Annotated in this window: 27 protein-coding genes; 19 read left to right on the top strand and 8 right to left on the bottom strand. The window is 68.6% G+C overall.

Features of this window, described 5'->3' with window-relative positions:
• Positions 1–124 precede the first annotated feature (124 nt).
• Positions 125–1,531 carry a cysteine--tRNA ligase gene (gene cysS, locus ACWGL1_RS06955; protein ID WP_452111580.1) on the top strand — a complete coding sequence of 469 codons (1,407 nt, stop codon included), beginning with the start codon at positions 125–127 and terminating at the stop codon, positions 1,529–1,531.
• A gap of 157 nt (positions 1,532–1,688) precedes the next feature.
• Here cysS and ACWGL1_RS06950 read toward each other — a convergent pair whose 3' ends face one another.
• Entirely contained in the window at positions 1,689–2,975 is a 1,287-nt protein-coding gene (locus tag ACWGL1_RS06950; protein ID WP_291776728.1) for a lytic murein transglycosylase, read from the bottom strand.
• 357 nt (positions 2,976–3,332) lie between these two features.
• On the opposite strand from ACWGL1_RS06950, the gene ykgO reads away from it, so the two are divergent.
• The 4 genes from ykgO to ACWGL1_RS06930 all read left to right on the top strand — a co-directional run bounded on the left by ykgO (position 3,333) and on the right by ACWGL1_RS06930 (position 5,114).
• Complete coding sequence (ykgO, locus tag ACWGL1_RS06945) at positions 3,333–3,458, top strand: type B 50S ribosomal protein L36 (RefSeq protein WP_003165750.1); 126 nt, start codon at positions 3,333–3,335, stop codon at positions 3,456–3,458.
• A 262-nt stretch (positions 3,459–3,720) separates the two neighbouring features.
• Positions 3,721–3,993 (top strand): DUF2312 domain-containing protein, encoded by a 273-nt coding sequence (locus tag ACWGL1_RS06940; RefSeq protein ID WP_121482427.1) that lies wholly within the window; start codon positions 3,721–3,723, stop codon positions 3,991–3,993.
• Positions 3,994–4,171: 178 nt separating this feature from the next.
• A complete protein-coding gene (locus tag ACWGL1_RS06935) occupies positions 4,172–4,483 on the top strand; it encodes a hypothetical protein (RefSeq protein ID WP_452111579.1) in 312 nt (103 codons plus the stop codon).
• A 64-nt stretch (positions 4,484–4,547) separates the two neighbouring features.
• The gene (locus tag ACWGL1_RS06930; RefSeq protein WP_452111578.1) at positions 4,548–5,114 is read left to right on the top strand and encodes a hypothetical protein; all 567 of its coding nucleotides are present in this window, start codon (positions 4,548–4,550) and stop codon (positions 5,112–5,114) included.
• 40 nt (positions 5,115–5,154) lie between these two features.
• On the opposite strand, the gene ACWGL1_RS06925 is transcribed toward ACWGL1_RS06930, so the two are convergent.
• Complete coding sequence (locus ACWGL1_RS06925; protein ID WP_452111577.1) at positions 5,155–5,817, bottom strand: hypothetical protein; 663 nt, start codon at positions 5,815–5,817, stop codon at positions 5,155–5,157.
• A gap of 80 nt (positions 5,818–5,897) precedes the next feature.
• Complete coding sequence (hdhA, locus tag ACWGL1_RS06920; protein WP_452111576.1) at positions 5,898–6,701, bottom strand: 7-alpha-hydroxysteroid dehydrogenase; 804 nt, start codon at positions 6,699–6,701, stop codon at positions 5,898–5,900.
• 109 nt (positions 6,702–6,810) lie between these two features.
• On the opposite strand from hdhA, the gene ACWGL1_RS06915 reads away from it, so the two are divergent.
• Positions 6,811–7,398, top strand: a complete 588-nt coding sequence (locus tag ACWGL1_RS06915; RefSeq protein WP_452111575.1) for a DUF805 domain-containing protein — start codon at positions 6,811–6,813, stop codon at positions 7,396–7,398.
• 24 nt (positions 7,399–7,422) lie between these two features.
• On the opposite strand, the gene ACWGL1_RS06910 is transcribed toward ACWGL1_RS06915, so the two are convergent.
• The 3 genes from ACWGL1_RS06910 to ACWGL1_RS06900 form a co-directional block, all read right to left on the bottom strand.
• A complete protein-coding gene (locus tag ACWGL1_RS06910; protein ID WP_338578196.1) occupies positions 7,423–8,892 on the bottom strand; it encodes a sigma-54-dependent transcriptional regulator in 1,470 nt (489 codons plus the stop codon).
• A gap of 115 nt (positions 8,893–9,007) precedes the next feature.
• Complete coding sequence (locus ACWGL1_RS06905; RefSeq protein ID WP_452111574.1) at positions 9,008–10,813, bottom strand: DUF4153 domain-containing protein; 1,806 nt, start codon at positions 10,811–10,813, stop codon at positions 9,008–9,010.
• 60 nt (positions 10,814–10,873) lie between these two features.
• Entirely contained in the window at positions 10,874–12,514 is a 1,641-nt protein-coding gene (locus ACWGL1_RS06900) for a family 43 glycosylhydrolase (protein WP_452111573.1), read from the bottom strand.
• Positions 12,515–12,662: 148 nt separating this feature from the next.
• Between ACWGL1_RS06900 and ACWGL1_RS06895 the strand changes: the two genes are divergently transcribed.
• From ACWGL1_RS06895 to ACWGL1_RS06840, 12 genes are all read left to right on the top strand, one after another.
• On the top strand, positions 12,663–14,453 hold the full coding sequence (locus ACWGL1_RS06895; protein WP_452111572.1) for a M3 family oligoendopeptidase: 1,791 nt from the start codon (positions 12,663–12,665) through the stop codon (positions 14,451–14,453).
• A 46-nt stretch (positions 14,454–14,499) separates the two neighbouring features.
• Positions 14,500–15,849, top strand: a complete 1,350-nt coding sequence (locus ACWGL1_RS06890) for a serine hydrolase domain-containing protein (protein WP_291776700.1) — start codon at positions 14,500–14,502, stop codon at positions 15,847–15,849.
• 86 nt (positions 15,850–15,935) lie between these two features.
• Entirely contained in the window at positions 15,936–16,181 is a 246-nt protein-coding gene (locus ACWGL1_RS06885) for an aa3-type cytochrome c oxidase subunit IV (protein WP_291776698.1), read from the top strand.
• A 222-nt stretch (positions 16,182–16,403) separates the two neighbouring features.
• Positions 16,404–17,537: a Re/Si-specific NAD(P)(+) transhydrogenase subunit alpha gene (locus ACWGL1_RS06880; protein ID WP_452111571.1), complete on the top strand. Its 1,134-nt coding sequence runs from the start codon at positions 16,404–16,406 to the stop codon at positions 17,535–17,537.
• Entirely contained in the window at positions 17,537–17,863 is a 327-nt protein-coding gene (locus ACWGL1_RS06875) for an NAD(P) transhydrogenase subunit alpha (protein WP_024353336.1), read from the top strand. The genes ACWGL1_RS06880 and ACWGL1_RS06875 overlap by 1 nt, the downstream gene beginning before the upstream one ends.
• Positions 17,860–18,141 carry a hypothetical protein gene (locus tag ACWGL1_RS06870; protein WP_291776692.1) on the top strand — a complete coding sequence of 94 codons (282 nt, stop codon included), beginning with the start codon at positions 17,860–17,862 and terminating at the stop codon, positions 18,139–18,141. The genes ACWGL1_RS06875 and ACWGL1_RS06870 overlap by 4 nt, the downstream gene beginning before the upstream one ends.
• 19 nt (positions 18,142–18,160) lie before the next feature.
• Positions 18,161–18,535, top strand: a complete 375-nt coding sequence (locus ACWGL1_RS06865; RefSeq protein ID WP_291777091.1) for a hypothetical protein — start codon at positions 18,161–18,163, stop codon at positions 18,533–18,535.
• A 27-nt stretch (positions 18,536–18,562) separates the two neighbouring features.
• Positions 18,563–19,981, top strand: a complete 1,419-nt coding sequence (locus tag ACWGL1_RS06860) for an NAD(P)(+) transhydrogenase (Re/Si-specific) subunit beta (RefSeq protein ID WP_338578203.1) — start codon at positions 18,563–18,565, stop codon at positions 19,979–19,981.
• A 67-nt stretch (positions 19,982–20,048) separates the two neighbouring features.
• Positions 20,049–20,777 carry a hypothetical protein gene (locus ACWGL1_RS06855; protein WP_452111570.1) on the top strand — a complete coding sequence of 243 codons (729 nt, stop codon included), beginning with the start codon at positions 20,049–20,051 and terminating at the stop codon, positions 20,775–20,777.
• A gap of 10 nt (positions 20,778–20,787) precedes the next feature.
• Positions 20,788–21,270, top strand: coding sequence for a hypothetical protein (locus ACWGL1_RS06850; RefSeq protein ID WP_338578205.1), 483 nt, complete (start codon positions 20,788–20,790; stop codon positions 21,268–21,270).
• 7 nt (positions 21,271–21,277) lie between these two features.
• Positions 21,278–21,652: a cupin domain-containing protein gene (locus tag ACWGL1_RS06845; RefSeq protein ID WP_338578206.1), complete on the top strand. Its 375-nt coding sequence runs from the start codon at positions 21,278–21,280 to the stop codon at positions 21,650–21,652.
• Between the two features lie 80 nt (positions 21,653–21,732).
• The gene (locus tag ACWGL1_RS06840) at positions 21,733–23,199 is read left to right on the top strand and encodes an amidohydrolase family protein (RefSeq protein ID WP_452111569.1); all 1,467 of its coding nucleotides are present in this window, start codon (positions 21,733–21,735) and stop codon (positions 23,197–23,199) included.
• Here the strand turns inward: ACWGL1_RS06840 and ACWGL1_RS06835 are convergent.
• Together ACWGL1_RS06835 and ACWGL1_RS06830 are read right to left on the bottom strand one after the other, a co-directional pair.
• A complete protein-coding gene (locus ACWGL1_RS06835; protein ID WP_452111568.1) occupies positions 23,177–23,755 on the bottom strand; it encodes an HdeD family acid-resistance protein in 579 nt (192 codons plus the stop codon). The two genes, ACWGL1_RS06840 and ACWGL1_RS06835, sit on opposite strands and share 23 nt — an antisense overlap.
• Before the next feature lie 101 nt (positions 23,756–23,856).
• On the bottom strand, positions 23,857–24,096 hold the full coding sequence (locus tag ACWGL1_RS06830; RefSeq protein WP_123154955.1) for a hypothetical protein: 240 nt from the start codon (positions 24,094–24,096) through the stop codon (positions 23,857–23,859).
• 100 nt (positions 24,097–24,196) lie between these two features.
• On the opposite strand from ACWGL1_RS06830, the gene ACWGL1_RS06825 reads away from it, so the two are divergent.
• Complete coding sequence (locus tag ACWGL1_RS06825; RefSeq protein ID WP_452111567.1) at positions 24,197–25,180, top strand: helix-turn-helix transcriptional regulator; 984 nt, start codon at positions 24,197–24,199, stop codon at positions 25,178–25,180.
• The last annotated feature ends 64 nt before the right edge of the window (positions 25,181–25,244 follow it).

The following is a 25,244-nucleotide window of genomic DNA, read 5'->3' as shown; positions in this document are numbered from 1 at the left end:
GGCGAGAGCGCCTGTTCAGAATACTATTATATATGGACTTGGGCGCGCGGCCCTGACTGTCTATCAGGCCGCTATATGGGACACCTCGTCCGTCCCGCAAGAAAACTCGCAAAAGACCTGACCCATGGCCCTGCACATCCACGACACCCTGCGCCGTGAAAAGCGCCTGTTCGCGCCGCATGATCCGAACCGGGTGAGCCTCTATGTCTGCGGCCCGACGGTCTATGACTACGCCCATATCGGCAACGCCCGCCCGCCGGTGGTGTTCGACGTGCTGGTGCGCCTGCTGCGCCGCACCTATGGCGCCGACAAGGTGGTCTACGCCCGCAACGTCACCGACGTGGACGACAAGATCAACGCCAAGGCCGCCCGTGAAGGCGTCGCCATCGGCGAGATCACCGCCCGCTATGAGGCCGCCTATCTGGCCGACATGGGCCTGCTGAACGTGTCGCCGCCCGACATCGCCCCGCACGTCACCGACTATATCGAGGCGATCACCAAGCAGATTCAGGCCATCATCGACGCCGGCTGCGCCTATGCCGCCGAGGGCCATGTGCTGTTCGACGTGTCGTCCTATCCGTCCTACGGCGCGCTGTCGGGGCGCAATCTGGATGACATGATCGCCGGCGCCCGCGTCGAAGTGGCCCCCTACAAGAAGAACCCGCACGACTTCGTCCTGTGGAAGCCGTCCAAGGCGGACGAGCCGTCCTGGCCGTCGCCGTGGGGCGAGGGGCGTCCCGGCTGGCACATCGAATGCTCGGCCATGATCGAAGAGACGCTGGGCCTGCCCATCGACATCCACGGCGGCGGCATCGACCTGGTCTTCCCGCACCATGAGAACGAGATCGCCCAGGGCGTCTGCGCCCACGGCCACGCCCATGGCGACGCGGCGCATGACGAATACGCCCGCTACTGGATGCACAACGGCTTCCTGACCGTGGACGCCGAGAAGATGTCCAAGTCGATCGGCAATGTCCTGCTGCTGCACGATCTGGTGCAGGCCATGCCGGGCGAGGTGGTGCGCTGGGCCCTGCTGAGCGCCCACTATCGCCAGCCGCTGGACTGGAACCAGACCCTGTTGGAGCAGAGCCGCAAGAACCTGGACCGCCTCTACGGCGCCCTGCACCGCGCGGCCGGGGTCGAGGCGGCGGATGTGGAGCCGCCGGTCGAGTTCATGAAGTCGATCGAGGACGACCTGAACACGCCGGGCGCCATGGCGGCCCTGTTCGCCCTGTCCAGCGACATCGAGCGCGGCATGACGGCGGGCGACGAAGGCGCGGTGGCGACGGCCAAGGGGCAGTTGATCGCGGCGGCCTCGATCCTGGGCGTGCTGCAGGCCAACCCGGCCGAGTGGTTCTCGGGCGTCGACGAAGGGCTGAAGGCCGAGGTCGAGGACCTGCTGGAGCAACGCGCCGCCGCCCGCACGGCCAAGAACTGGGCCGAGGCCGACCGCATCCGCGACCGGCTGAACGAACTGAACGTCGTCGTCATGGACGGCCCGCAGGGCGCGACCTGGCGAATGAAGGGGTGAGGCTTCCTTCTCCCCTTGTGTGGGAGAAGGTGGCAGGCGTAGCCTGACGGATGAGGGGTTGCGGGACGTTAGCCTTGCCACCCTTCATCCGATTTCGGAGAGACCCCTCATCCGGCCCTGACGGGCCACCTTCTCCCACAAGGGGAGAAGGAAGCGGTCAGCGCGCCCGCCTGATCAGCTCATCCGCCAGCACGTCCGTCAGATAGCCGTCGGCCGTGCGCCCGTTCGCCTGTTGCCAGCGGCGAAGGGCGGCGCGGGTGTTGGCGCCGATGACGCCGTCGACGCCTTGCGTGTCGAAGCCCATGCGGGTCAGGGCCTGCTGGGCGCCGACGCGCTGATCCCGCGTCAGGGGGCCGTCGTTGGGCCAGGAGGCCTTCAGCGCCGGCTTGCCCGCCACGCCGTCGGCGATCATGCCGATGGCGAGCGCATAGCTGACCGAGTTGTTGTAGCGGCGAATGACGTAGTGGTTGGGCAGGGCCAGGAAGGCCGGCCCCTTGGCGCCCTGCGGCAGCAGGATGGCCGCGCCCTCGGCCGCCTCGGCGCTGTTGGGCGAGGAGCCGTCGGCCAGGCGCACGCCGCGCGCGACCCAATAGGCCCAGGGGTGCTTCGGCCCCTCCGCCTCGGCGTAGTCGAAGTTGGAGGGCAGGGTGACTTCATAGGCCCAGCCCTGACCGCGCTTCCAGCCCGCCTGGGCCAGCAGATTCGCGGCCGAAGCGAGGGCGTCGGCGTCCGAGCCCCAGATGTCGACCTTGCCGTCGCCGTTCTGATCGACGCCCAGCTTCAGATAGTTGTCCGGCATGAACTGGGTCTGGCCCATGGCTCCGGCCCAGCTGCCCTTAAGCCCTGCGCGGTCGCGCTTGCCCGTGACCACGATGTCGAGGGCGTGCTTCAGCTGCTCTTCGGCCCAGGCGCGGCGGCGGCCGTCATAGGCCAGGGTCGCCAGGGAACGGATGACGTCGAAGTCGCCCTGAACCTGGCCGAAGGCGCTTTCCTGGGCCCAGACGCCCAACAGGATCTCGGTCGGCACGCCGTATTTCTGGGTCACGTCCCACGGCACGCGGTCGACGCGCTGGCGGGCCATGGCGATTCGCGCCGGGGTGGTGGCGTTCTGGATGTAGACTCCGGCGGGGCGCGAGAATTCGGGCTGGTTGCGGTCCAGGCGCACGACGCTGGGGTTGGGCGTCACGCTCTCCAGTTCGCGGGCGTAGTCCCATTTGCGGGCGCCGCCGTGGCGCTCCAGGAAGCTCTGCTTCCAGGCGTCGAAGCTGGCGTGGTCATAGGCGTCGCTGAGATCCGTCTGGGCGGGCGGAGGCGCGGGGACGGGCGTGGCGGGCGCTGGCTCGACCACGGGCGGCGGCGCAGGCTGGGGCTGCGGCGGCGTGGGAACCATGGGTGTGCAGGCGGCGACCGACCCCAGCAACAGAAGGCGATAAGCGATACGCATAAACATAGGCTAACGCCCCCGAATTCCACGACCAATCACAAGCGCGCGAAGGCTCGATCAGTTTCCGTGATAAGGATGAAGGCGCCGTTAACCCTTTTCGGCAGTAGGCGGTTAAGGGGCGATAATTTACATTGCGCCGTTCCCTGAGCACGGCCTGGTGGCGGAGGGGCGACGCGTCGGACGTGCATGTCCGAAGACCCTCCGTTCGACTCGGAGGCCAGGCCTCCAGCGGATTCCCCGCGCGGAATGTTGACGAAAGGCCATGGCCTCTCTATACGACCGCCTCCGCCGCAGGTTCGCCCGCGGCTCTTTTGTTTTACCCGCCCTCACGGGCCTCCAAATCCGGGACGTCCGACCATGAAGGTCCGTAGCTCGCTGAAGTCGCTGAAGGGTCGCCACCGCGACTGCAAGATCGTTCGCCGCAAGGGCGTTCTGTACGTCATCAACAAGACCGACCCGCGCTTCAAGGCCAAGCAAGGCTGATCAGGCGCGCCCGGCGCGCCCTGCCTCTTGCAGGCGAGGCGCGCGCCGACCGTCGGTGGATGGGATGACTATCCACAGGGCCGCGGGCGTTGTCCGCGGCTTTTTCGCGTCCGGCGTTGAGCGCAGGCTCGCGCCTGACTAGTGATTCTTTTTTAGTCGCCCTAACGGCCTTCGGCCTGCTTGAGGGCGTGGTTCTTTCCTGCCCTGACGGCCGTCCGGCCTGATTGAGGGCGCAGCCTGATTTGAGTTCTGGAGTTCAGTCATGGACGACGCTTCCTTCGACGCCAGCCCCGACGTCCTGACCGCCACGGCCCAGGGCCGCTTGCGCTCCATCATCGAACGCCTGGAGCGCCTCGAAGAGGACAAGCAGGCGGTGATGGCCGACATGAAGGAGGTCTTCGCCGAGGCCAAGGGCGAAGGCTATGACGTCAAGGTGCTGCGCAAGGTCATCCGCATTCGCAAGCAGGACAAGGCCAAGCGCCAGGAGGAGGAGGCGATTCTCGACCTCTATCTCTCGGCCCTCGGCGAGGTCTGAGGCGGCCGGCTTGAAGCGCACGCCCTTCAAGCCTCCCAGCGACGGCCCTTCAGGCTCCAGCAGCGTGAAGGGCGGCGGCGCGAAGCTGCGTTCCAGCGGTTTCAAGCCGAAGAGCGGTAGCGCGGCTAAACCGCGCTCAAGGAGCCCGAAGGGCGATCGCGCCGCTAAAAACAAGCTGTTGAGCCCCTGGGAGCAACAGCGCGAGGCGGCCAGGCGCTCTGCGCTCAACGCCCTGAAACGCGCCCGCCGCTCGGCAGAGAAGGCGGGCGTTTCCCTGTCCGACTGGGAGGGCGAGTTCCTCGATTCGGTCGGGGAGCGGGTTCGTGAACACGGACGCGCCTTCGCCGATCCGGAAAAGGGCGCGCCGGGCCAGGCCCTGTCGGCCATGCAGGGCCGCAAGCTGAAAGAGATCACCGCCAAGGCCAAGGGCGAGCCGCGTCGATTCGGCCGACGGCCGGGGAGGGCGCCGGAGCGCGAGGCGGACGAATGAGGCAACCGCCTGGCTGGGCCGGACGTTGCGCCTGCGGATTTCCGCCCCCTGAGAGGGAAGACCGATGAAACGCTTCGTTCCCGCCGCCCTGACCGGCGGCCTTATGAGTTTGAGCCTGGCGCTGGCCGCCTGCGGGGACCGGCCGGGCGCTGCGCCCGAGGCCGCATCCGAGGCGACGCCGGATCTCAGCGGCGGCCCGGCGGCCGCGCCCCAGGCGGTCGCTCCGGCGTCCGGGACGACCCAGGCCCTGCCCGCCGTCGACGAGGCGGCGGCGCGCGCCTTCGTCCGCGAGGAAGGCTCCACGCTGGAGACGCTGACCTTCGAGCGGGTCGGGTCGGTGACGAAGGAAGGGATGGTGAAGGGCTATGCGGCGCCGGTCTACGCCGTGCCCGTCGCGTCCGGCCAGACGTTGAAGGTCGCCTTCAAGCCGTCGAACGCCAACCTGTACTTCAACATCAGCGACGCGGCGGATCAGAGCGGCGCCGCCGTGTTCCGGGGCGAGGTCGATGGGGAAACCGCCGAGTTGAAAGCCTCGAAGGACACGACCTACGTCATCACCCCTTATCAGCCTCGCGCCATGGCGCGGCGTGATGAGACGGGCTCCTATACCCTGACGGTCAGCCGAAGCTGATGAGGAGGGGCGGCGAGCGAGATCGCCGCCCTTTCCTTCCTTATGGCAGGGCGTTCAGGCGCATGGCCGACAGGTAGGGCTGATAGGCCGTGCGGGCGGCGGCGGCGCCGGACAACTCATCCTGTTCGATGTGGATGGTCAGGCCGTAGCGGCCCTTGAGCGCGCTCATCAGCGAGCCGACGCGGCCGCCTGAATCCTTGGGTTCGACGCCGATGACGACGGTCTCGCCGGTCGGGCTGTCCATGACCACGGCCAGGTAGTCCTCGCCGCCGATCGAGGCCAGGGCGGGGGGAGACGACAAGGCCATCTCACGCACGCCCTTGGTCATTTCCACGCCTGCGACGACGCTCTTGAACGCGGTCTCCTGCGCTCCGGCGAGCAGGCCGGACAGGGGGCCGCTTTCCTCCGGAACGGGCGCCTTGGAATCGATCAGCAGGATTTCGGCGCTGGTTCCCGGCTGGCCATAGGTCATGGAGACGGAGAAGGCCTGGCACTCGATTTCCGTCAGGGGTTTGCCGGCGATGGTCCCGGCCGCGGGCATGGCGGCCAGCAGGGGATGATTCTCGCATTCGGGCGGCAGGGCGACCCTGGACGCGGCGGAGGCGGCGGCCTCGGCCTTCGCCGGCGCTTCCGCATTGGAGCAGGCGGCGGTCAGGACGGCGACGGACGCCAGGCTCAAGGCGATGGCGGCAGGACGAAACAAGATGGCAGGCTCCCCTACGTGAACAGGACGACGAGGTGTGACCTGTAAAGTTCGCCGTTAAAACCCCGGAAGGGGATCGGTCAGTCCAATTCCTGAACGCCGCCGCCGGAAACGGTCAGGATCTGGCCGCTGATCCATGACGCGGCGGGGGAACACAGGAACAGCGCCGCGCGGGCGATGTCGTCGGGTTGGCCCAGACGGCCCAGAGGCGTGTGTTTCAGCATGGCCTCTTCGATCTCGGGCGTCAGGACGCTGGCCAGGGCGTCGGTCTTGATGGCGCCTGGCGCGACGGCGTTGACGCGAATGCCCCTGGGGCCCAGGTCGAACGCGACATTGCGGGTCAGATGACTGACCGCCGCTTTGGACGATCCGTAGGACGCCATGCGGGCGTTCTTGTTGTCGCCGGCCATCGAGGTGATGTTGAGGACCGCCCCGCCGCCCGCGTCCTGCATGTGCGGCGCGGCCAACTGCATGAAGCGGAAGGGCGCGAAGACGTTGAGCTGATAGGCGCGCTCGAAATCGCTCATCGGCATGTCGAACGGCTTGGGCCCGCCGCCGCCCGCATTGTTCACCAGCAGGGTCAGCTTGCCGAAGGCCGCGACGACGGCCTCGACGGCGGCGATGCGCTGGGCTTCATCGGTGACGTCGCAGGCCAGGCCGACGGCGCGTCCGCCCGCCCGGATCACGCCGTCCGACACGGCCAGGGCCCCGGCCGCGTCCAGATCGGTGACGGCCACCGAGGCGCCCGCCGCGGCGAAGGTCTCAGCGATGGCGCGGCCGATGCCCGCCCCTGCGCCCGTCACCAGGGCGACCTGTCCGTCCAGTCGGAAATGCGCGTCCATCGTCTGCGTCGCCTGTTGCTGTTCGTTGCGTTCAGCCAGCAAGCGTGGATCGGCTGCGCACGGTTCCATTCTCAGGGGAATGGCATGACCTTCGCCCCTGGCTAGCGTACCCCTGTGCGTCGAGTTGATTCTGGCAAAGAAGGGGGCGCGCGTGTCGACGATACTGGACGGCTTCAGGCGATTGACGGATTTCAGCGGGCGCGACCGGCGCGGGCGTTTCTGGCCCTATGCCCTGGTGGTGCTGGCGTTGGCCTATGTCGGAATGGCGGCGGTGATGGTTCCGCTGACGGCCGGTGTCTTCGCCGAGGCGACAGCGTATGCCGCTGCAAACCCTGATCAGGCCACGGTGGTGAGCGGGCCGGGCTATTACTCGGTGCAGATTCACGACCCCGAGGCGATCGCCATGCCGGATTTCGGCCTGGTCTTCACGGCGGTCGGCATCGCTGCGGCGCTGACGGTGATCCTGCTGGCGGCGGCGGTGACGCGGCGGCTGCATGACACCGGCCGGGCTGGATGGTGGGGGCTGCCGCCGGTGGTCTTTCTGACGACGGGACTGCTGTTGTTCCCGCGCATGATGGATCAGATGATGCAGTCGGAAGCGGAGGCCCCGTCGATGGACCTCTTCTTCCTGCTGCTCGCCAACAACCTGATCTACATCATCTGCCTGCTGGGGCTGATCATCCTGTTGGTGTTGGACGGGACGAAGGGGCCGAACCGCTATGGCCCTCCGTCCGACTGACCCGTCTGACCGAGGACGACGCCCTCAGCCCGCTTCCTTGACCTGCTCTTCCAGCCCCTGTTCGCGGACCTTGCGGTAGAGGGTGGAGCGGCCGATGCCCAGGCGGCGGGCGATCTCGGACATGTGGCCGGAATAGACCTCGATCGCGTGCTGGATCAGGTCGCGTTCGATCTGCTCCAGGGTGCGGACGTGGCCGCGATCATCGGTGATGCGGACCGGGCTGTCGTGCAGGCCGTCCTCGTCGGCGGAGGCGGGGTGCGACGCCGCGGCCGAGGCGCTGTCGCCGGCCGGCGCTGCAGCCATGTCGTCCAGCGGCACGGCGACGCCCGAGATGGCCGGGAAGTCGTGCGGCTGAAGCAGGGGCGAGTCGGCCAGGACCAGGGCGCGATAGACGGCGTTCTCCAACTGGCGGACGTTGCCGGGCCAGTCGTGGCCCTGCAGCAGGGCCAGGGTCTCGGGCGAGCAGCCCGCGACCCGCTTGCCTTCCTCGACGTTGAAGCGGGCGATGAAATGCTCGACCAGGGCCGGGATGTCCTCGCGCCGTTCGCGCAGGGCCGGGGCCTCGATCGGGAAGACGTTCAGGCGATAGAAGAGGTCTTCGCGGAAGGCGCCTTCCTTCACCTGCTGGGCCGGGTCGCGGTTGGTGGCCGAGACGATGCGGACGTCGACCTTGACCGGACGCTTGCCGCCGACGGGATCGACCTCGCCCTCCTGAAGGGCGCGCAGCAGCTTGACCTGCATGTCCAGCGGCAGTTCGCCGATCTCGTCCAGGAACAGGGTGCCGCCGTTCGCCTCGACGAACTTGCCGGCGTGTTTCTCATGAGCGCCGGTGAAGGCGCCCTTCTCGTGGCCGAACAGGATGGATTCGACCAGATTGGCGGGCAGGGCGCCGCAGTTGACCGCGACGAAGGGCTTGCCCGCGCGGTCCGAGGCGCCATGCAGGGCGCGGGCGATGACTTCCTTGCCGACGCCGCTTTCGCCGGTGATCAGCACGGGGATGGAGGACTTGGCCGCGCGCTGGCCCAGCGCCTTGACCATGCGCATGGGCTCGCTGTCGCCGACCATGTCGTCGAACGAGGAGCGGCCCGTGGCCCGCTTCTTCAGACGGCCGATCTCGGCGGTCAGCTGGGTCATCTGCAGGGCGTTGCGCACGCCGACCAGCAGGCGTTCGGGGCCGACCGGCTTGACGAAGAAGTCCTGGGCCCCGGCCTGCATGGCCCGGACCACCGTCTCGATGCCGCCGTTGGCCGTCAGCACGATGACGGGGGTCGTGACGCCCGCCGTGCGCATCTCGGCCAGGGCTTCCAGGCCCGACAGGCCCGGCATGACGAGGTCCAGCAGAACGACGTCGGCGCCGCCGCCCTTGGTCAGGCGGTCGATGGCCTCGCCCCCGCTCTCGGCGTGGACGACCGCATAGCCTTCACGGTCCAGCACCGCCTGGATCAGGCGGCGCTGCGTGGGATCATCGTCGACGACCAGAACGGTCTTGGCCATAGGAACACACCCTTCAACATCACCATCGAACGGCCGTCCTCGTTAGGTCGGGACTGGCTCGTTTCGACACAAACCTAGAACGGAGGGAATGAAGATGGAGTTTCGGAGACCTGAGTCAGGGGTTAACGGCGACAGGCTTTGGACAGACGGTTTCCGGCTGCAGGCGCCCGGTCACGGCGCCCATGTTCAGATCAGGCCAGGGTGAGGCGGCGGCCTTGAGGTCGGGATGCTTGAGCGCCTCGCGCAGGTCGCGACGGCCGGGGCCGGGGCAGTGGGGAACCTGATAGTCGCCCTGATGGACCCAGCGGCCTTCGGCGTCCTGTGCGAACAGAGCGATGTTGTAGGCGGTCGCCAGCAGAATCTCATCGCGGCCGTCGCCGTTCAGGTCGCGCTGCGCGGCGAGGCAGTTGTCTTCGCTGTTGCAGACGTAGCGCGGATCAGGGGGCGCTGTCGGGGCCAGGAAGGCGGCGGGCAGGGGCTTGTCCTCCGGCCAGAGGGCGATGTTCGGCGCGCGCGGGGGCAGGGCGGCTTCCTCGACGTCATAGCGCGAGGTCGAGGTCTGGGCGGCCTTGGCGCGGCGGGCGATCTCTGCGTTGGAGGATTTCGCCAGATCGGCCAGGGCGGCGCGCCCCGCCTTGCCTGCGCCGAAGCGCAGGAAGGCGTAGTCGAACTGGACCGCGCTGACGGCGCCGCGCTTCAGCCGGGCCATCTGGTCGTTGACGGAAAGGCGGGCCGGGTCGGCCAGGGGGCTGAACAGGGCCAGGATGACCAGCACCGTCAGCACGGCGGCCAGGACGTTGGTGCGCTCCAGCGGCCTCATCCAGGCGCTCTTGCGCCATAGCGGCGACAGGGCCGCCCAGCCGTATCCGACGGCGTACAGGACGCCGACCAAGGCGCAGGCTGCGGCGATGATGCGGTCGGGCGTCAGGCCGTGCTGGCCGATGCGCAAGGACAGACCCCAGAGCGCGATCAGGATCAGCGGCGTCAGCAGCACTGAGGCGACCCGCACCGCCAGGCGCAGGGCGGCGGGCGGCAGATTGTCCTCGCGTCCATCCTGATAGGCGGTGTTGATCAGCACGATCAGGGCGGCGGCGGCCGACAGCACCAGGGCCGTGGCGCTGCCCGTCTTCCACAGCCCGTCCAGGCCGGTGAAGGGCAGGGCGGCCAGGAAGCCCGCCACCAGCACGGTGATGACCAAGAGCAGCCAGGACAGCAACATCAGAGCCACCGTCCGCACGCCCCGGATCAGGCCGCCGCGCACGTCGGTCAACTGCACCGCCACGGCGAAGACCAGGCAGGTGATGGGGATGGAGAACCACTCCTCGCCCAGCAGATCGGACAGGAAGCTGAGGCCGATAACGCGGAACAGGGCCGCGCCCAGGAACAGCAGCAGCCAGAAGGCGCCGGTGAACCCCAGCGACAGGACCAGTTGCACCCCGGCCTTCCACGCCGTGTCGAAATAGTCGTCGTAGTCGGCGATCCAGCGCCGCCCCTCGACCGCCGGAACAATCAGGTGATGGGCGATGAACAGGGCCGCCGCCGCGAAGGCGACGACCGGGAAGCGCAGATAGGGCGGCCGGAAATAGTCGCTCGCCTGCTGGGCCGCGTCGTGCCAGCCCAATAGCGCCAGCACCGCCGCGGCGATCGCGCCCCACAGCGCCAGCGCCTTCCATCCCATCGGCCCGACGCCCGCCAGCAGCATGATTGGAGCGAACGTCGCCGCCAGCACCACGGCGGCGAACAGCGAAGGCTGGGTGGCAGGCCAGACCAGGGCCGCGTTGTCCGACCCCGAGCGATACAGAAGATAGAGGATCAGGCCCTGGATCAGCCCGATCCCGATGCGGACGGCTGCGAGCCCGCGCGCGCCCTCGAGCGAGGCGCGGCCGGTGGGGGCGAAATGATCGGGGCCGTTCAAGGTCATGCACCTTCCTAAGCTTCGCAGACATCTGACGACGGATCGGCCCCGATGGAAAGCCTGCCGTTACAGCGCCTGGAAACGGAAGTTGCGGAACCGCGCTTCGCCCTGGCCTGCGGCGTAGAGGCCGGGCCGAAGCATCATGAAGCCGCCGCGCACATTGTGATGGTAGCCCGAGACCTCCATCTGGCGGTCGAACTTCGTCCACGTCCGACCGTCGGGGCTGTGGTGGAAGGTGATGATGTGCCGATCGTTGGTCAGGCGCAGGTGCATCCGTCGTCCGTGGGGATTGGCGGGGCGACCGCGCTCCAATCCATACTGGTGGGTGACGAAGCGGTCGGGGTCGAAGCCCAGACCGGCGTAGAGGGCGTGGTCATAGAAGACGACCAGGCCGGCCGTGCAGCCCGGATCGATCTCGATCTCGCATTCGATGCGATAGGCCTGTTCGCCCTGGGGGAAGGTCAGGGGCGAGCAATCGCGGGGAGATCGGCCCTTGGCGCGCAGGTGCAGCACCCCGTCGCGGCGCTGGAAGCGGTCGGCCTCGTTCGGTTCGGCGGCGTAGAAGCTCCACTGAAGACCGAAGCGGTCCTGTGAGAAGTCGTCCGACAACGCCATGCCGTGCGGCGGGCGCGCGACGCCGGGCGCGCGGGGGGCGGGCAGGGGCAGGGGCAGGGACAGGTCGCCGCCCCTGGCGTGGAACCAGCCGTCCTCGCTCCATTCGACCGGATCCAGCAGGGTCTGGCGGCCCAGGGTCCAGAAGGCGTTCTCATAGCCGTGGTAGACCATCCACCAGCCGCCTTGCGGGCCTTCGACCAGGGTGGCGTGGCCGCGCGACCACCATTTTTCGGCCGCTGAGGCGGTGCGGACCAGCGGATTGCCGGGGTGATCCTCCCATGGGCCGTGAATAGAGCGAGACCGCGCCGCGATGACCATATGGCCGGTGGGCGGCCCCGCCGTGCCGCCCACGGCGGTGATCATGTAGAACCAGTCGCCGCGCCGGATCAGCTTGGGCCCTTCGGGCGAGAAGCTTTCGGCCGTCCAGTCGTCGGGATAGCGCCAGGGGTCATAGACGTGTCGGACCGGTCCCGCTGTCGACAGGCCGTCGGGGGCCAGGGGGACCATGTCGCCGTTGTTCAGGAACAGATAGCGCTCGCCGTCCTCGCCGACGATGTGGCCGGGGTCGATGTGGTCCGGCAGATGAAGGTCGATCGGTTCGCTCCACGGGCCGGCGATATCATCGGCCCACAGCACATAGTTGGAGCGATACTCCTCGGTGCGCGCCGGGACGTAGAGATAGTAGCGGCCCTCGTGGCGGCACAGTTCGGGCGCCCAGACCGAGCCGATGTAGCGTTTCAACGCCGCCGTGACCGGGGTCCAGTTCACCAGATCTGTCGAGCGCCAGATCACCAGGCCGGGAACGGATTCGAACGAGGAGAACGTCATGTAGTAGACGTCGCCGTCCTTCAGGATCGTCGGGTCGGGCCGGTCGCCCGCCATGATGGGATTGAGGAAGCGGCCGTCGTCCAGGTCCGCGCGACGCTGGCCTTCAAGACCGCGGCTCCAGTTCTGACCCGACCATTCCTGGCCGAAGGGCGCCAGTTGATCACGGGCCTGGCCGGCGGCCAGGGTCGATGCGGGCAGGCTGGCCGCCGCCGCGCCTGCGGCCAGTCCTCCGAACAACCCCCGTCTATTGATCGCATCCGCCATTTCGCGCGCCTCCCCGTGACGATGAATGAATGACACCGGTGACAATCCCCAGTCCCGCGCCTGCCGTCCAGAAGAAAAACCGGCCTGCGAAGATGTGGAGGGCGGCGAGACGTTGCATCGCGCGGCTGGCCTGCCCACAACCAAGGGCATGAACGCCCCTGTCAAACCGACCGAATTCGCCGACGCCCCGCTGTGGGACCTCTCCGACCTTTACGCCTCGCGCGAGGATGCGCGTATCGCCGCCGACCTGGAGCGGGCCAGGGGGCTGGTGGAGCGGATGAACGGGTTTCAGGGGCGGTTGGCCGCCCTGTCGGGCGCCGAGTTGGGCCGGGCGCTGGATGAGGCGATCGGGCTTTATGAGCAGGCGGCGGACGTGATGGGGGCCTTGGGCGCCTACGCCTTCCTGGCCGCCTCGACCAACCGCGAGGATGCGGCGGCGCAAGGGTTCGAGGCCGATGTCCGCGAGAAGCTGACGGTCATCGCCACGCCGACCGTCTGGCTGACGCTGGAGATCAACGCCCTGGACGAGGCGGCGGTGGAGGCGGCGCTGGCGGCCCATGCGCCCGCCGCGCGCTGGGCGCCGTGGCTGCGCCGGGTGCGGGCGATGAAGCCGCACGAACTGTCGGCCGAACTGGAGACCTTCATCGCCGAGCGCGGACCGATCCAGGCCCAGTGGCCGCGTCTGTTCGATGAAACCCTGGCCGTGCTGCGCGCATCCGTGGGGGAGGAGGAACTGACCCTGGCCGAGGGCCTGAACCGTCTCAGCGACGCGGACGGCGCCAAGCGTCAGGCGGCGGGCGAGGGGCTGTCGACGGCGTTTTCCGGCATCGCCCGGACCATGGCCATGGTGTTGAACACCGTCGCCGCCGAGAAGGCGCTGGAGGACCGCAAGCGCGGCTTCAAACGTCCCGCCGACAGCCGCCATCTGGGCAATGAAGTCGACGGCGAGAGCGTAGACGCCATGGCCGAGGCGGTGGCCCAGGCCTATCCGCGTCTGGCGCATCGCTATTATGCGCTGAAGGCTAGGGCGATGGGCAAGGATCGGCTGGCCCACTGGGATCGCAATGCGCCGATCGAGGCGGCGGCGTCGCGGGTCTACGACTGGGCGGGCGGGCGCGAGGTGGTGCTGTCCAGTTTCGCCGACCTGGGCGGAGACTTCGCCGAGCGGGCGGGCTGGTTCTTCGACCGGCCGTGGATCGACGCACGGGCGCGGGCAGGCAAGCAGTCGGGCGCCTACGCCCACCCGGTGACGGCGGATCGGCACCCCTATGTCTTCCTGAACTGGATGGGCGAGCGGCGCGACGTGCTGACGTTGGCCCACGAACTGGGCCACGGCGTTCACCAGACGCTGGCGGCGGGGCAGGGGTCGCTGCTGGCCGATACGCCGCTGACGCTGGCCGAGACGGCGTCGATCTTCGCCGAGGGGCTGACCTTCGACCGCCTGCTGGCCGAGGCGACGCCGGACGAACAGCGCGCCCTGCTGGCGGGGCGGATTGAGGACGGGTTGAACACGGTGGTGCGTCAGATCGCCTTCCACCGCTTCGAGACGCGCTTCCACGACGAGCGGGCGGCGGGCGAGGTTCCGGTCGAGCGCATCCGTGAAATCTGGATGGAGGAACTGGGCGCCAGCCTCGGCCCGTCCGTCGATCTGACCGGCTATGAAGACTGGTGGGCCTATGTCAGCCACTTCGTCCACGCGCCCTTCTATGTCTACGCCTATGCGTTCGGCGACCTGCTGGTCGCGGCGCTGATGGAGACGCGGGCCAAGGATCCGGCGGCCTTTACGCCGCTGTATCGCGAGCTGCTGTCCGGGGGCGGGGCGCGGACCTATGTCGAGGCGCTGAAGCCGTTCGGCCTGAACCCGCGCGACCCGGTCTTCTGGACCATCGGGACCAAGCGGCTGGAAGGCCTGATCGACCGGTTCGAGGCGCTGGGCTGACGACTATGCGTTGACAGGGGCGCGTGCGGCGTTGAAGCGTGGCCGCATGAAAATCGCGTCCCGTGTTCTTGTTCTCGCCGCCGTTCTCGCCCTGCCGACGACGGTTCTCGCCCAGACCGAGGCCTCGGCCAACCACCGCGCCCTGGCGGCGGGCTACAAGGCGCTGACGGTTTGCAGCGCCCTGCATACGGCGCGCGCGGCGGGGGCCGAGCGGACGGTCGCCAGCGTCGAGGCGAACGAACTGGTCGGCATCTACCCCGAACTTCAGTCGCTGGTCGGCGCCATGAAGGTCGAGATGGCGGGCGACCTCGTCACCGTCGCCTGGGATCAGGCCGCGCCGCCGCGTGTCGCGACCTGGACCGACGGACGCGGCTGCGTCATCGAGCCGATGGGCTATGTCCCGGGCGTTGCGCCTGAACGGGCGCCGCTGGCGCGCCGGGCCTCGGCGCCGGACATGCCGACCGCACGGCCCAAGGGGAACGCCCGCGCGCTGGAGGCCGCCGTCGCGCGCGCCTTCGATCAGGGCTTCGGCGCAGGAACCAACACCACCGGCGTGGTGGTGATGCAGGGCGGCAAGCGGGTGGCGGAACGCTATGCCCCCGACTTCGGGCCGAACACGCCCCAGCGCACATGGTCTGTGGCCAAGAGCCTGGCCGGAACAGTCATCGGCGCGGCGGTCCAGCGCGGCGAACTGGATGTGAAGGCCCCCGCCGCCATCGCCAATTGGAACCGCCCCGGCGATCCGCGCGCGGCCATCACGGTCGACGCCCTGATGCGGATGTCGTCCGGCCTGACCAGCGACACGGCGGGCAATCGCACCGACGCCCTCTATTTCGGCGGCACGGCGGCGGACGAGCAGGCGCCGGGCTGGCCGCTGCTGGCGCCGGTCGGGACGGTCTATCGCTACGCCAACAACGACACCCTGCTGGCGGTCATGGCGGCGACGTCGACGTTCGAGGCCCATCCGCCCGCCGAACTGTTCGACGCCCTGGGCATGACCCACACCTGGGCCGAGACGGACTGGCGCGGCAACTACATCCTGTCGAGCCAGGTCTGGACGACGGCGCGCGATCTGGCCCGCTTCGGCCAACTGTATCTGCAGGACGGGATGTGGGAGGGCGAGCGCCTCCTGCCGCAGGGCTGGCGCGACTACGTCACGGCTCCTGCCGGGCCTCAGCCGCCGACGGGCGACTTCGGCTATGGCGCGACCTTCTGGCTGCTGAACCGATCCGAGGGCGTGCCGGCGGATACCTTCGCCGCCTTCGGCAATCGCGGGCAGTATGTGGTGATCGTGCCCAGCCGCCAGGTGGTCATCGTGCGGCGCGGCGAAGACCCTGCGGGCAAGCCGTTCGACGTCGCCGCCTTCGCCCGCTCGGTTCTGGAAAGCCTGGACTGAGGCGCTTGTGGCCGCGACGGGCTTGAGCCGCGCGCAGGCCTCGCTATAAGAGCCGTCGAAATCCCGACTCTTTTTTGGAAGACCCCATGGCCGACCAGCACGCTGAAGCGACCGCCCCCCACGTCCACGGGGAAATGAACATCTCGGAACAGGCCTGGACCTGGAGCCTGTTCATGGGCCTGACCAAGTGGCTGTCGCTGGCCATGGCCGTGCTGATCCTGTTCCTGACGGTGTGGTTCGGCGTGGGCGCGGGCTTCGTTCCCGCCTTCATCAGCTCCGCCGTGATGGCGGTGGTCGGCTTCTTTGTTCTGAAGAACAAGGTTTCGGCCTAGGGAGCGCCTTTTTCCCAGATCGGTTTGCACGAGGCCCGTCGGTAGGTTCGGCGGGCCTTTTGCTTGCGCGGATTGCGGCGAAGTGAGCAAGAACCTTGCGACGGCGGGCGGTGAAGCGGCGAAGGTCGCGAAAAAATCGCCTTATCGAGACGACTTGGCTTTGACGCTTGCTCCGGCTTCGGCCTAACGTCGGTCCGACCCTGGGGAGTGGGAGGGATTCGCTTGGCTGTCGCCATCGCCGTCACCCGTGAACGCCGTGAAGGCGAGACGCGTTGCGCTGTAACGCCCGAAACGGTGAAGAAGCTGGTCGCCCTCGGGGCGACGGTGAGCGTCGAGGCCGGGACGGGCCTGGGCTCCTCCCTGCCCGACGCCGACTACGCCGAGGCGGGGGCCAGCGTGAAGCCCGACCTGTCGGCGGCGCTGGCCGGTGCGGACGTCCTTCTGAAGGTGCGCGGCCCGACGGCGTCGGAAATCAGCGCCCTGAAACCCGGCGCGGTCGTCGTCGGCCTGCTGGACGCCTGGCGCGACAAGGCCACGGTCGAGGCGTTGAGGGGCGCGAACGCCACCGCCTTCGCCATGGAATTCGTGCCGCGCATCACCCGCGCCCAGGTGATGGACGCCCTGTCGTCCCAGGCCAACCTGGCCGGATATCGGGCGGTGATCGAGGCGGCCTACGCCTATGGCAAGGGCTTCCCCATGATGATGACGGCCGCCGGTACGGTGGCCGCCGCCAAGGTCTTCGTCATGGGCGCGGGCGTCGCGGGGCTTCAGGCCATCGCCACCGCGCGGCGTCTGGGGGCGGTCGTCACGGCTACCGACGTACGCCCCGCCGCCAAGGAGCAGGTCGAGAGCCTGGGCGCCAAATTCGTCGCCGTCGAGGACGAGGAGTTCAAGGCGGCCGAGACGGCGGGCGGCTACGCCAAGGCCATGTCGGCCGAATATCAGGCCAAGCAGGCCGAGCTGACCGCCGCCCACATCATCAAGCAGGACGTGGTCATCACCACGGCCCTGATCCCCGGCCGCCCGGCGCCCAAGCTGGTGACGGCGGCGCACGTCGCCTCGATGAAGCCGGGCTCGGTCATCGTCGACCTGGCGGTCGAGGCGGGCGGCAATGTCGAGGGCTCCAAGCCGAACGAGGTCGTGACCACGGCCAATGGGGTGAAGATCGTCGGCTGGAGCAACATGCCCGGCCGCATCGCCGCGGACGCCAGCGCCCTCTACGCCCGCAACCTGGTCGCCTTCCTGGGGTTGATGATCAAGGACGACGCCCTGTCGGTCGACCTGGAGGAGGAGATCCTCAAGGCCGCCGTCGTCACCCACGGCGGCGCCGTGGTGCATGAAGGAGTGAGAGGCTGATGGAACACGTCGATCCCACCGTCTTTCGTCTGGCGATCTTCGTCCTGTCGATCTTCGTCGGCTACTATGTCGTCTGGAGCGTGACGCCGGCGCTGCACACGCCGCTGATGGCCGTCACCAACGCCATTTCCAGCGTCATCATCGTCGGCGGCCTGATCGCAGCGGCGGCGATGAGCGCGCAGGCGGGCGGGCCGAACGCCTGGATCGCCAAGGGGGCGGGCGTGGCCGCCGTGACGCTGGCCAGCGTCAACATCTTCGGCGGCTTCATGGTCACGCGCCGGATGCTGGCCATGTACAAGAAGAAGGAAAGGCCCAAGGCCTCGTGATCCTGTCTCCCGTATCGCTGGCCTTCTACCTGTCCTGGGGCGTCACCGTTCTGGGCGTGGCGCTGTGGGTGTGGAGCTGGGTGCGGGTTCGCGATCCGATCGACCGGCTGCGCTTCCAGGATTGCGGCATCGTGCTGGTTTTCGCCGCGATCCTGACCCGGGTCATCATTCAGGATCGGGAGATGACGGTCTTCGACTGGGCGATGATCCTGCTCGGGCCGCTGTTCATCGCGGCGGCGCTATGGCGTCTGTCGCGTACCCAATCCGTCAAACGCTAACCCCGAAGAGTATCGCGTGATGAAAGCTTCCCTGATTTCCGTCCTGGCCCTGTCGGCCGCCGCCGTCGTCGCGGGCGCCGCCTCGGCGCAGTCCGCCCGCGAGGTGGGCCAGGACCCCTATAGCGGCCTGCACTGGTCGGTGGTCGCGCCGCAGGGCGCCAGCTGGGCGCTGGAATGCGGGTTCCGGCCGGTGACTATTCGCGGCGTGCACATGAACCGCATCAGCCACACGGGCGCCGGTCGAATGGCGGGCCGCCTGCCGGGCGACAACGCGCGTTGCAAGGTGACCAAGACCGGGGGCGACGGCGCGGTCGGGCTGGCCGTGGTCAAGAACGGCGTGGCCACGGCGTCCGGTGCCAACGGCGAGGCGCCCGCCGTCGTGAACGTATTCTGATCTGAGACTGAAAAGAGGGGGGAGGGGATGAACGCATCGATCGCGGCGCTGGCCTATCTGGCGGCGGGGGTTCTGTTCATCCTCTCGCTCAGGGGGCTGTCCAGTCCCGAGACCAGCCGACGGGGCAATACGCTGGGCATGGTCGGCATGGCCCTGGCCGTCGGCGTCACCTTGCTGACGCTGGGGACCAGCGGGGCGCTGGACCCCCTGACCCTGGCCCTGATTGCGGGCGGGGTCGTGGTCGGCGGCGGCGCGGGCGCGGTGATCGCCAACCGCGTGCCGATGACGGCCATGCCGCAACTGGTTGCGGCGTTCCACTCCCTGGTCGGGCTGGCCGCCTGTCTGGTGGCGGTGGGGGCGGTCTATGCGCCCGACGCCTTCGGCATCATGACGGCGACGGGCGGGATAAAGACCCTGTCCATCGTCGAACTGAGCCTGGGCGTCGCCATCGGGGCCATCACCTTCACAGGTTCGGTCATCGCCTTCGCCAAGCTGGACGGGCGAATGAGCGGGGCGCCGATCCTTTTGCCCGCGCGGCACCTAATCAACATCGGCCTGGCTCTGGCCCTGGTCTTCCTGATCGGCGTCCTGATCGGGACGGGCGGGACGGCGGTCTGGGCCTTCTGGGGCGTGTTCGCCATCGCCCTGATCCTGGGCGCGACCCTGATCATCCCCATCGGCGGGGCGGACATGCCGGTGGTGGTGTCCATGCTGAACTCCTATTCCGGCTGGGCGGCGGCGGCCCTGGGCTTCACGCTGGAGAACATCGCCCTGATCATCACCGGCGCCCTGGTCGGGTCGTCGGGGGCCATCCTCAGCTACATCATGTGCAAGGGCATGAATCGCAGCTTCATCAGCGTCATCCTGGGCGGCTTCGGCGCCGAGGCGGGCGCGGCGGCGGGCGGCGGGGCGGTCGAGACGCGACCGGTCAAGCAGGGCTCGGCCGAGGACGCCGCCTTCATCATGAAGAACGCCTCCAAGGTCATCATCGTGCCCGGCTACGGCATGGCGGTGGCCCAGGCTCAGCACGCCCTTCGCGAAATGGCGGACAAGCTGAAAGAAGAGGGCGTCGAGGTGAAATACGCCATCCACCCCGTCGCGGGCCGGATGCCGGGGCACATGAACGTCCTGCTGGCCGAGGCCAACGTCCCCTATGACGAGGTGTTCGAGCTGGAGGACATCAACAGCGAATTCGCCTCGGCCGACGTGGCCTTCGTCATCGGCGCCAACGACGTGACCAATCCGGCCGCCAAGACCGATCCGCAGTCGCCTATCTACGGCATGCCGGTTCTGGACGTGGAGAAGGCCGGCACCGTCCTGTTCATCAAGCGGTCGATGGGCAGCGGTTACGCCGGGGTCGAGAACGAGCTCTTCTTCCGCGACAACACCATGATGCTGTTCGCCGACGCCAAGAAGATGGTTGAGGGGATCGTGAAGGCCCTTTGAGTTCGCGCACGAGAACCCATCGTGCCGTGGTGCGTTGGTTGCGACGCTCAACCTGAGCCGTGGAGAGATGATGACTGCATTCCAAGGACTGAAAACGGTCGTCCTGCTGGGCGCCCTTGCGGGACTGTCGGCCTGCGGCCAGGCGGACAAGACGGCTGAAAAGGCCGATGCCGCTCCGGCTGAGGCGCCCCAGGCGGCGCCCGAGGCCGCGCCTGTGGCGGGCGGCGCGCCGACGATCGACCAGATGATGGGGGTGCAGGTCGCCTATCTGGAATCCAAGCTGGGCCCGGCCCGCACGGTTCAGGACAAGGAACGCACCTATGAGATCGGCGACTGCACGGTCCGCGTCAGCGCTGACGGCGGCGAGGTCGTCGGCTACGCCGTGCCGATGACGCCGGCCTGTTCGACCCAGGCCCTGGCGGCGCTGAAGGACTATGACCTGCCGCAGAAGATCGACCTGACGATGGGCGAGTTCGCGGCGGCGCGCGGCAACGTCGATTTCAAGGCCGACTGCCTTACCCTGTGCGGCAATGCGGCCGATCCCTGGGTCCATCTGGAGAGCGCCGGCCCGCGCGCCTTCCCAGGTATCCGCGCCTCGGCCGTGATGGTCAGCGACGCCACCATCGACGCCTCCTTCCGCATCCGCGACGCCATCAAGGCGGCCAAGGGCGAGGACTACGTCATCGACACGACCTTCAACTGCAGCGCCGACTTCGACCAGCTGGCGATCCGCGAACTGAAGACCGTCCGCATCGACGAGATCGAGGTCGGCTACGTCCCCTACGGCGGGTGCTGAGGGGGAGGCGGTGAAGCACGGCGCGGTTCTGCGCGTCGGGGCGGCGCTGGCGGCGGTCGCCGCCGCCCTGGCCGCCTGTTCGGCGATGATTCCGGTGAACATCAGCGGCGACCTGGAGCAGCCGATCGCGACCTTCGGCGTCGATCCCGCAAGGCCCGAGAAGGCCTGTCTGGGCGGCCTGGCCGTGCATGAGCGGTCGGACGCAATGATGCGTCCGGTCTGGTCGATCGAGGCGCGCGGTCGCGACTGCCGGGGCCTGAGGCAGGTGGTCTACGGCGAGACGCCCGAGGGGTTCGAGACGACGGTGGAGGCTGCGCCGCTGAAGCCCGGCGTGCGCTACGCCGTGGTCGGATACGGCTTGACCGGCGGGCCGCTGAGCCGCGTGCCCTGGCGTGGCGGAGACGAAGTGATGTTCGAGGGCGGACGCTGGCGCCTCGTCCCGCCGCAGCAGCGCGGCCCGCACATGGACGCCGAGGGCGAAGCAGCCCACTAGCGGCCGGATGGAAGGCGCGGATTTCACGCTCGAGGAGGTTGTCGAGAGCCTGGGGTTGCGGCCTCTGGGCGACGGCGGCTGGGGTCGTCTCATGGGCGCCGGGACGAGCGAGCCGGGCGAGACGGTCGGGGCCTATCGCCTGCTGACCCCCGATGCGCCGTCCGACTGGCGCGCGATTGAGGTCGAGGAGCTGTGGACCGCCTATATGGGCGCGCCGCTGGAGGTCGAACTGGCCACTGAGACGGGCGTGCGACGCGAAACCCTGGCGGCCGGATCGGGCCTGTGGGTCACCATCTCGCCGGGCGGCTGGCTGCGAACGCGGGCGGTCGGCGGGTGGTGTCTGGCGGGACGGATCGGGACGGAGCAGAGCCGCCACGGATGAGGCTTTCCCGTCGGCGGGACACGAAACGCCGCTATTCCTGATAGGCTTGCTGACGGCGGCGAAGAGACTATAGCGGATTCATGCGCACCTTCCTGATCGCCGCCTCCGCCCTGCTGTCCGCCTGCGCCCTGGCGCCGCTGGCCGCCGCCCAGACGCCCGTCCAGCCGGTCGACCTGCTGCTGACCTCGGCCACGGTGGTCGACGTCGAGAAGGGGACGACGACGCCGGATCAACTGGTGGCCGTGCGCGGCGGCGACATCGTGGCTGTAGGCCCGGAGGGCGAGGCGGGCCGCTATCAGGCCGCGCGCACCCAGGATCTGGGAGACCGCTACGTCATGCCGGGCCTGTGGGACATGCACGTCCACTTCGGCGGCGGCGAAGCCCTGATCGAGGAGAACGCCGAGCTGATGCCGCTGTTCGTGATCAACGGCGTCGTCGCCGTGCGCGACGCGGCGGGCGATCTGGCGCAGCAGGTGCTGGACTGGCGCGCGTCGCCGCCAACCGCCGATGCGCCGCGCATCTTCACCTCCGGCCCCAAGATCGAGGGCATCGCCCCCGTCTGGAAGGGCGTGATCGAGACGGGCAGCGAGGCGGACGTGGACGCTGCCCTGGACCGGCTGCAGGCCCTGCGCGTCGACTTCGTCAAGATCACCGACAACACCCTGAAGCCGGAGCTTTTCCTCTACGCCGTGCGTGAGGCGAAGAAGCGGGGCATGAAGACCTCGGCCCACATCCCGGCCAGCATCACCGTGCTGGAGGCCGCCGAGGCGGGCCTGTCGTCGATCGAACACCTCGACTACGCCATGAAGGCGGGTTCGCGCGACGAGGCGGTCATCGCCGCCGATTATCTGGCGGGCAAATACACCTACGCCCAGACCATGCGGCGCTATGCCGACACCTTCGACGTGGAGACGGCGCGCCGGGTCTATGCGCGTCTGGCGGAACTGGGCACGGCGGTGTCGCCGACCCTCTACGGTTCGACCACTCTGGCCAATCTGGATCTGGACGACCATTCGCATGACGAGGGCCTGGCCTATGTCGGTCCGGGCATCCGGGCGACCTATGACTGGCGTATCCAGCGCGCGGCTCAGGCCACGCCGCAGCAGGTCGAGGACCGTCATTTCGTCAAGGACGTCACCGCGCGCACCCTGCCTATGCTGCGCGATGCGGGCGTGACCATTCTGACCGGGACGGACGCGGGCTTCCTCAACTCGTTCAACTATCCGGGCTTCTCGCTACACGATGAGTTGGAGCTCTATGTGAAGCTGGGCCTGACGCCGCGTGAAGCGCTGATGGGGTCGGTCGTGGACGGGCCGCGCTTCCTGAACCAGGGCGAACGTTACGGCGCCGTGGCGGCGGGCAAGTCGGCCGATTTGCTGGTGCTGGAGGCCGATCCCCTGAAGGACGTCAGCGCCACGCGCGACGCCGAGGCGGTGGTGTTGCGCGGCCGCCTGATCGATGCGGCGGAACTGGAGCGGATGCGCGCCGAAATCCGCGCTCGGGTCGCGGCGCGCAATGCGGTCTTTAAGCCTTCGCCAGCGTCCTGACCTTGAAGGCGACCCAGATCAGCAGCAGGCCGAACAGCACGGCCCACGCCGCGATCAGCCACAGCAGGCCCAGGGCACCCGCCCCCGGCATGAAGACCAGGATCAGGCCGAAGATCACTGACAGGGCGCCGGCGGCGCCCAGGCTCCACTCATTGGCGATCTCGTTGCGCAGGCGAATGGCGCCGACGATTTCGAGCACGCCGCGCAGGATCGACCAGAAGCCGATCAGATAGACCAGGACCAGGGCCGTCAGTCCCGGCCAGGCGAAGGCGACTCCGGCGGCCAGGATGCTGACCACGCCGCCCAGCGCCAACCACCAGCGCGGGGCGAAGCCGCCGCCCCGGATCGCCGCGATCAGAGCCAGAACCCCATCGACCAGGGCGTAGATCCCATAAACCAGGATCAGGGACACAAGGCTGATCTGCGGCCAGATGAAGGTCAGGACGCCGAAGGCCACGGCGGCAATCCCGCGCAACAGCAGCAGCCACCAGGATCGATGCAGGGCGGATTTCACGAGGCCTTCCAGCGAAGGCGCGGCGGTGTTGGACGAGGACATGTTTGCAGCTCCCCTTTGGCGTGGCGGCGTACGGCCACGCTGGGCCAACGCGGCCGCGCGGGGGAGGGTTCCCTGATCCGCCCTCCTGCCCAGCCCTGGTCTCAGGCCGCCGCGCGCCAGTCCGAGCGGGCGTTGAACGGCGGGGTGTGGAACTCGTCCCACAGGGCGTCCTCGTTGGTGTAGCGGCTGGTCGATGCGCTGATGACGTCCACCACCTGCTCCTCCTGACGGTCCCAGATGACGGCCAGGTCGCTCTCGGTTTCGCACGGCACGATCATGTAGCGATCGGCGAAGGTCTTGCGGGCGGGCTTCTGGACGGTGGGGGTGCGGACGAAGGCCATGGTGAAAACTCCTGGTGCGAAAGGCGTCGCCTCTTGCTGACAGGATGAATATGAGACAGCATTGCGCCAGTTTCGGACGTATCTCTGTGGAGAAGACATCTTGCGGCATGACAAGGCGGCCATGGTCATCGATCTGGCGCGGGGCATGGCGGCCAGCGCCGAGGGGCTGACGCTGAACGAGATGGCCGCTCAGCTGAACGTCGGCCGCCGCACGGCCGAGCGGATGCGCGACGCCGTGCTGATGCTGTTTCCGCAGGTCGAGGAGGTGTCCGACCCGCCGACCAAGCGCTGGCGCATCCGCGGCGGGCTGTCGGCCTTTGAACAGGCGCCGACGGCGACCGAGATGCTGGAGCTGACCAAGGCGGCGGCCGCTCTGCGCGCGGCGGGCGAACCGGCGCGGGCGGCGGCGCTGGAAAGCCTTGAGCGCAAGGTGAAGGCGGCGATGCGCTCGACCACCCTGAACCGCATGGCGCCGGATCTTGAGGCCTTGGTCCGGGCAGAGACCATTGCCGTCCAGGCCGGGCCGCGCCCCAGCGCCGACGAGACGGTGCTGGCCGAAATCCGCGGGGCGGTGCTGGCCGAGCGGCCGCTGAACTTCATCTACGCCCGACCCGGCGCCGAGGCGCGGACCCGCACCATGACGCCCTGCGGCCTGATGTTCGGGCGCGCCAACTATCTGGTGGCGGCGGACCGCGAGAGCGGGCGCATCCAGACCTTCCGCCTGGACCGGATGAGCGCGGTCGAGGCGGGCGAAGGCACGGCGCGCCCGCCTGAAAACTTCGATCTGGGCGCCTTCGCCAGCCAGTCCTTCGGCATCTATCAGGACGAGATCGAAGAGGTCGCTCTGCGTATTGCGGCCGAGGGCGCGGACGAGGCGCGCGGCTGGCGCTGGCACCCGACCCAGACGATCGAGGATCAAGCCGACGGCTCGGTCGTGGTGCGGTTCCGCGCCTCGGGGATGCGCGAACTGGCCTGGCACCTGTTCACCTGGGGCGAGCAGGCGACCATCCTGGGACCGGACCGGCTGAAGGCCGTGATGGCCGAGGCGCTCGCGGCGGCGGGCCGCGCCCTCGAACGGGCGTAAAGCTGAGCAAACCGTAAGGTGACGGGCCGGGTTCGGCCCCCTTAAGCTGCGCCGTTCACTGTGG

The organism is Brevundimonas sp. NPDC055812, assembly GCF_053616535.1.
The sequence above is the reverse complement of the archived record's forward strand: the minus strand, read 5'-3'. Positions and strand labels throughout refer to the sequence as shown.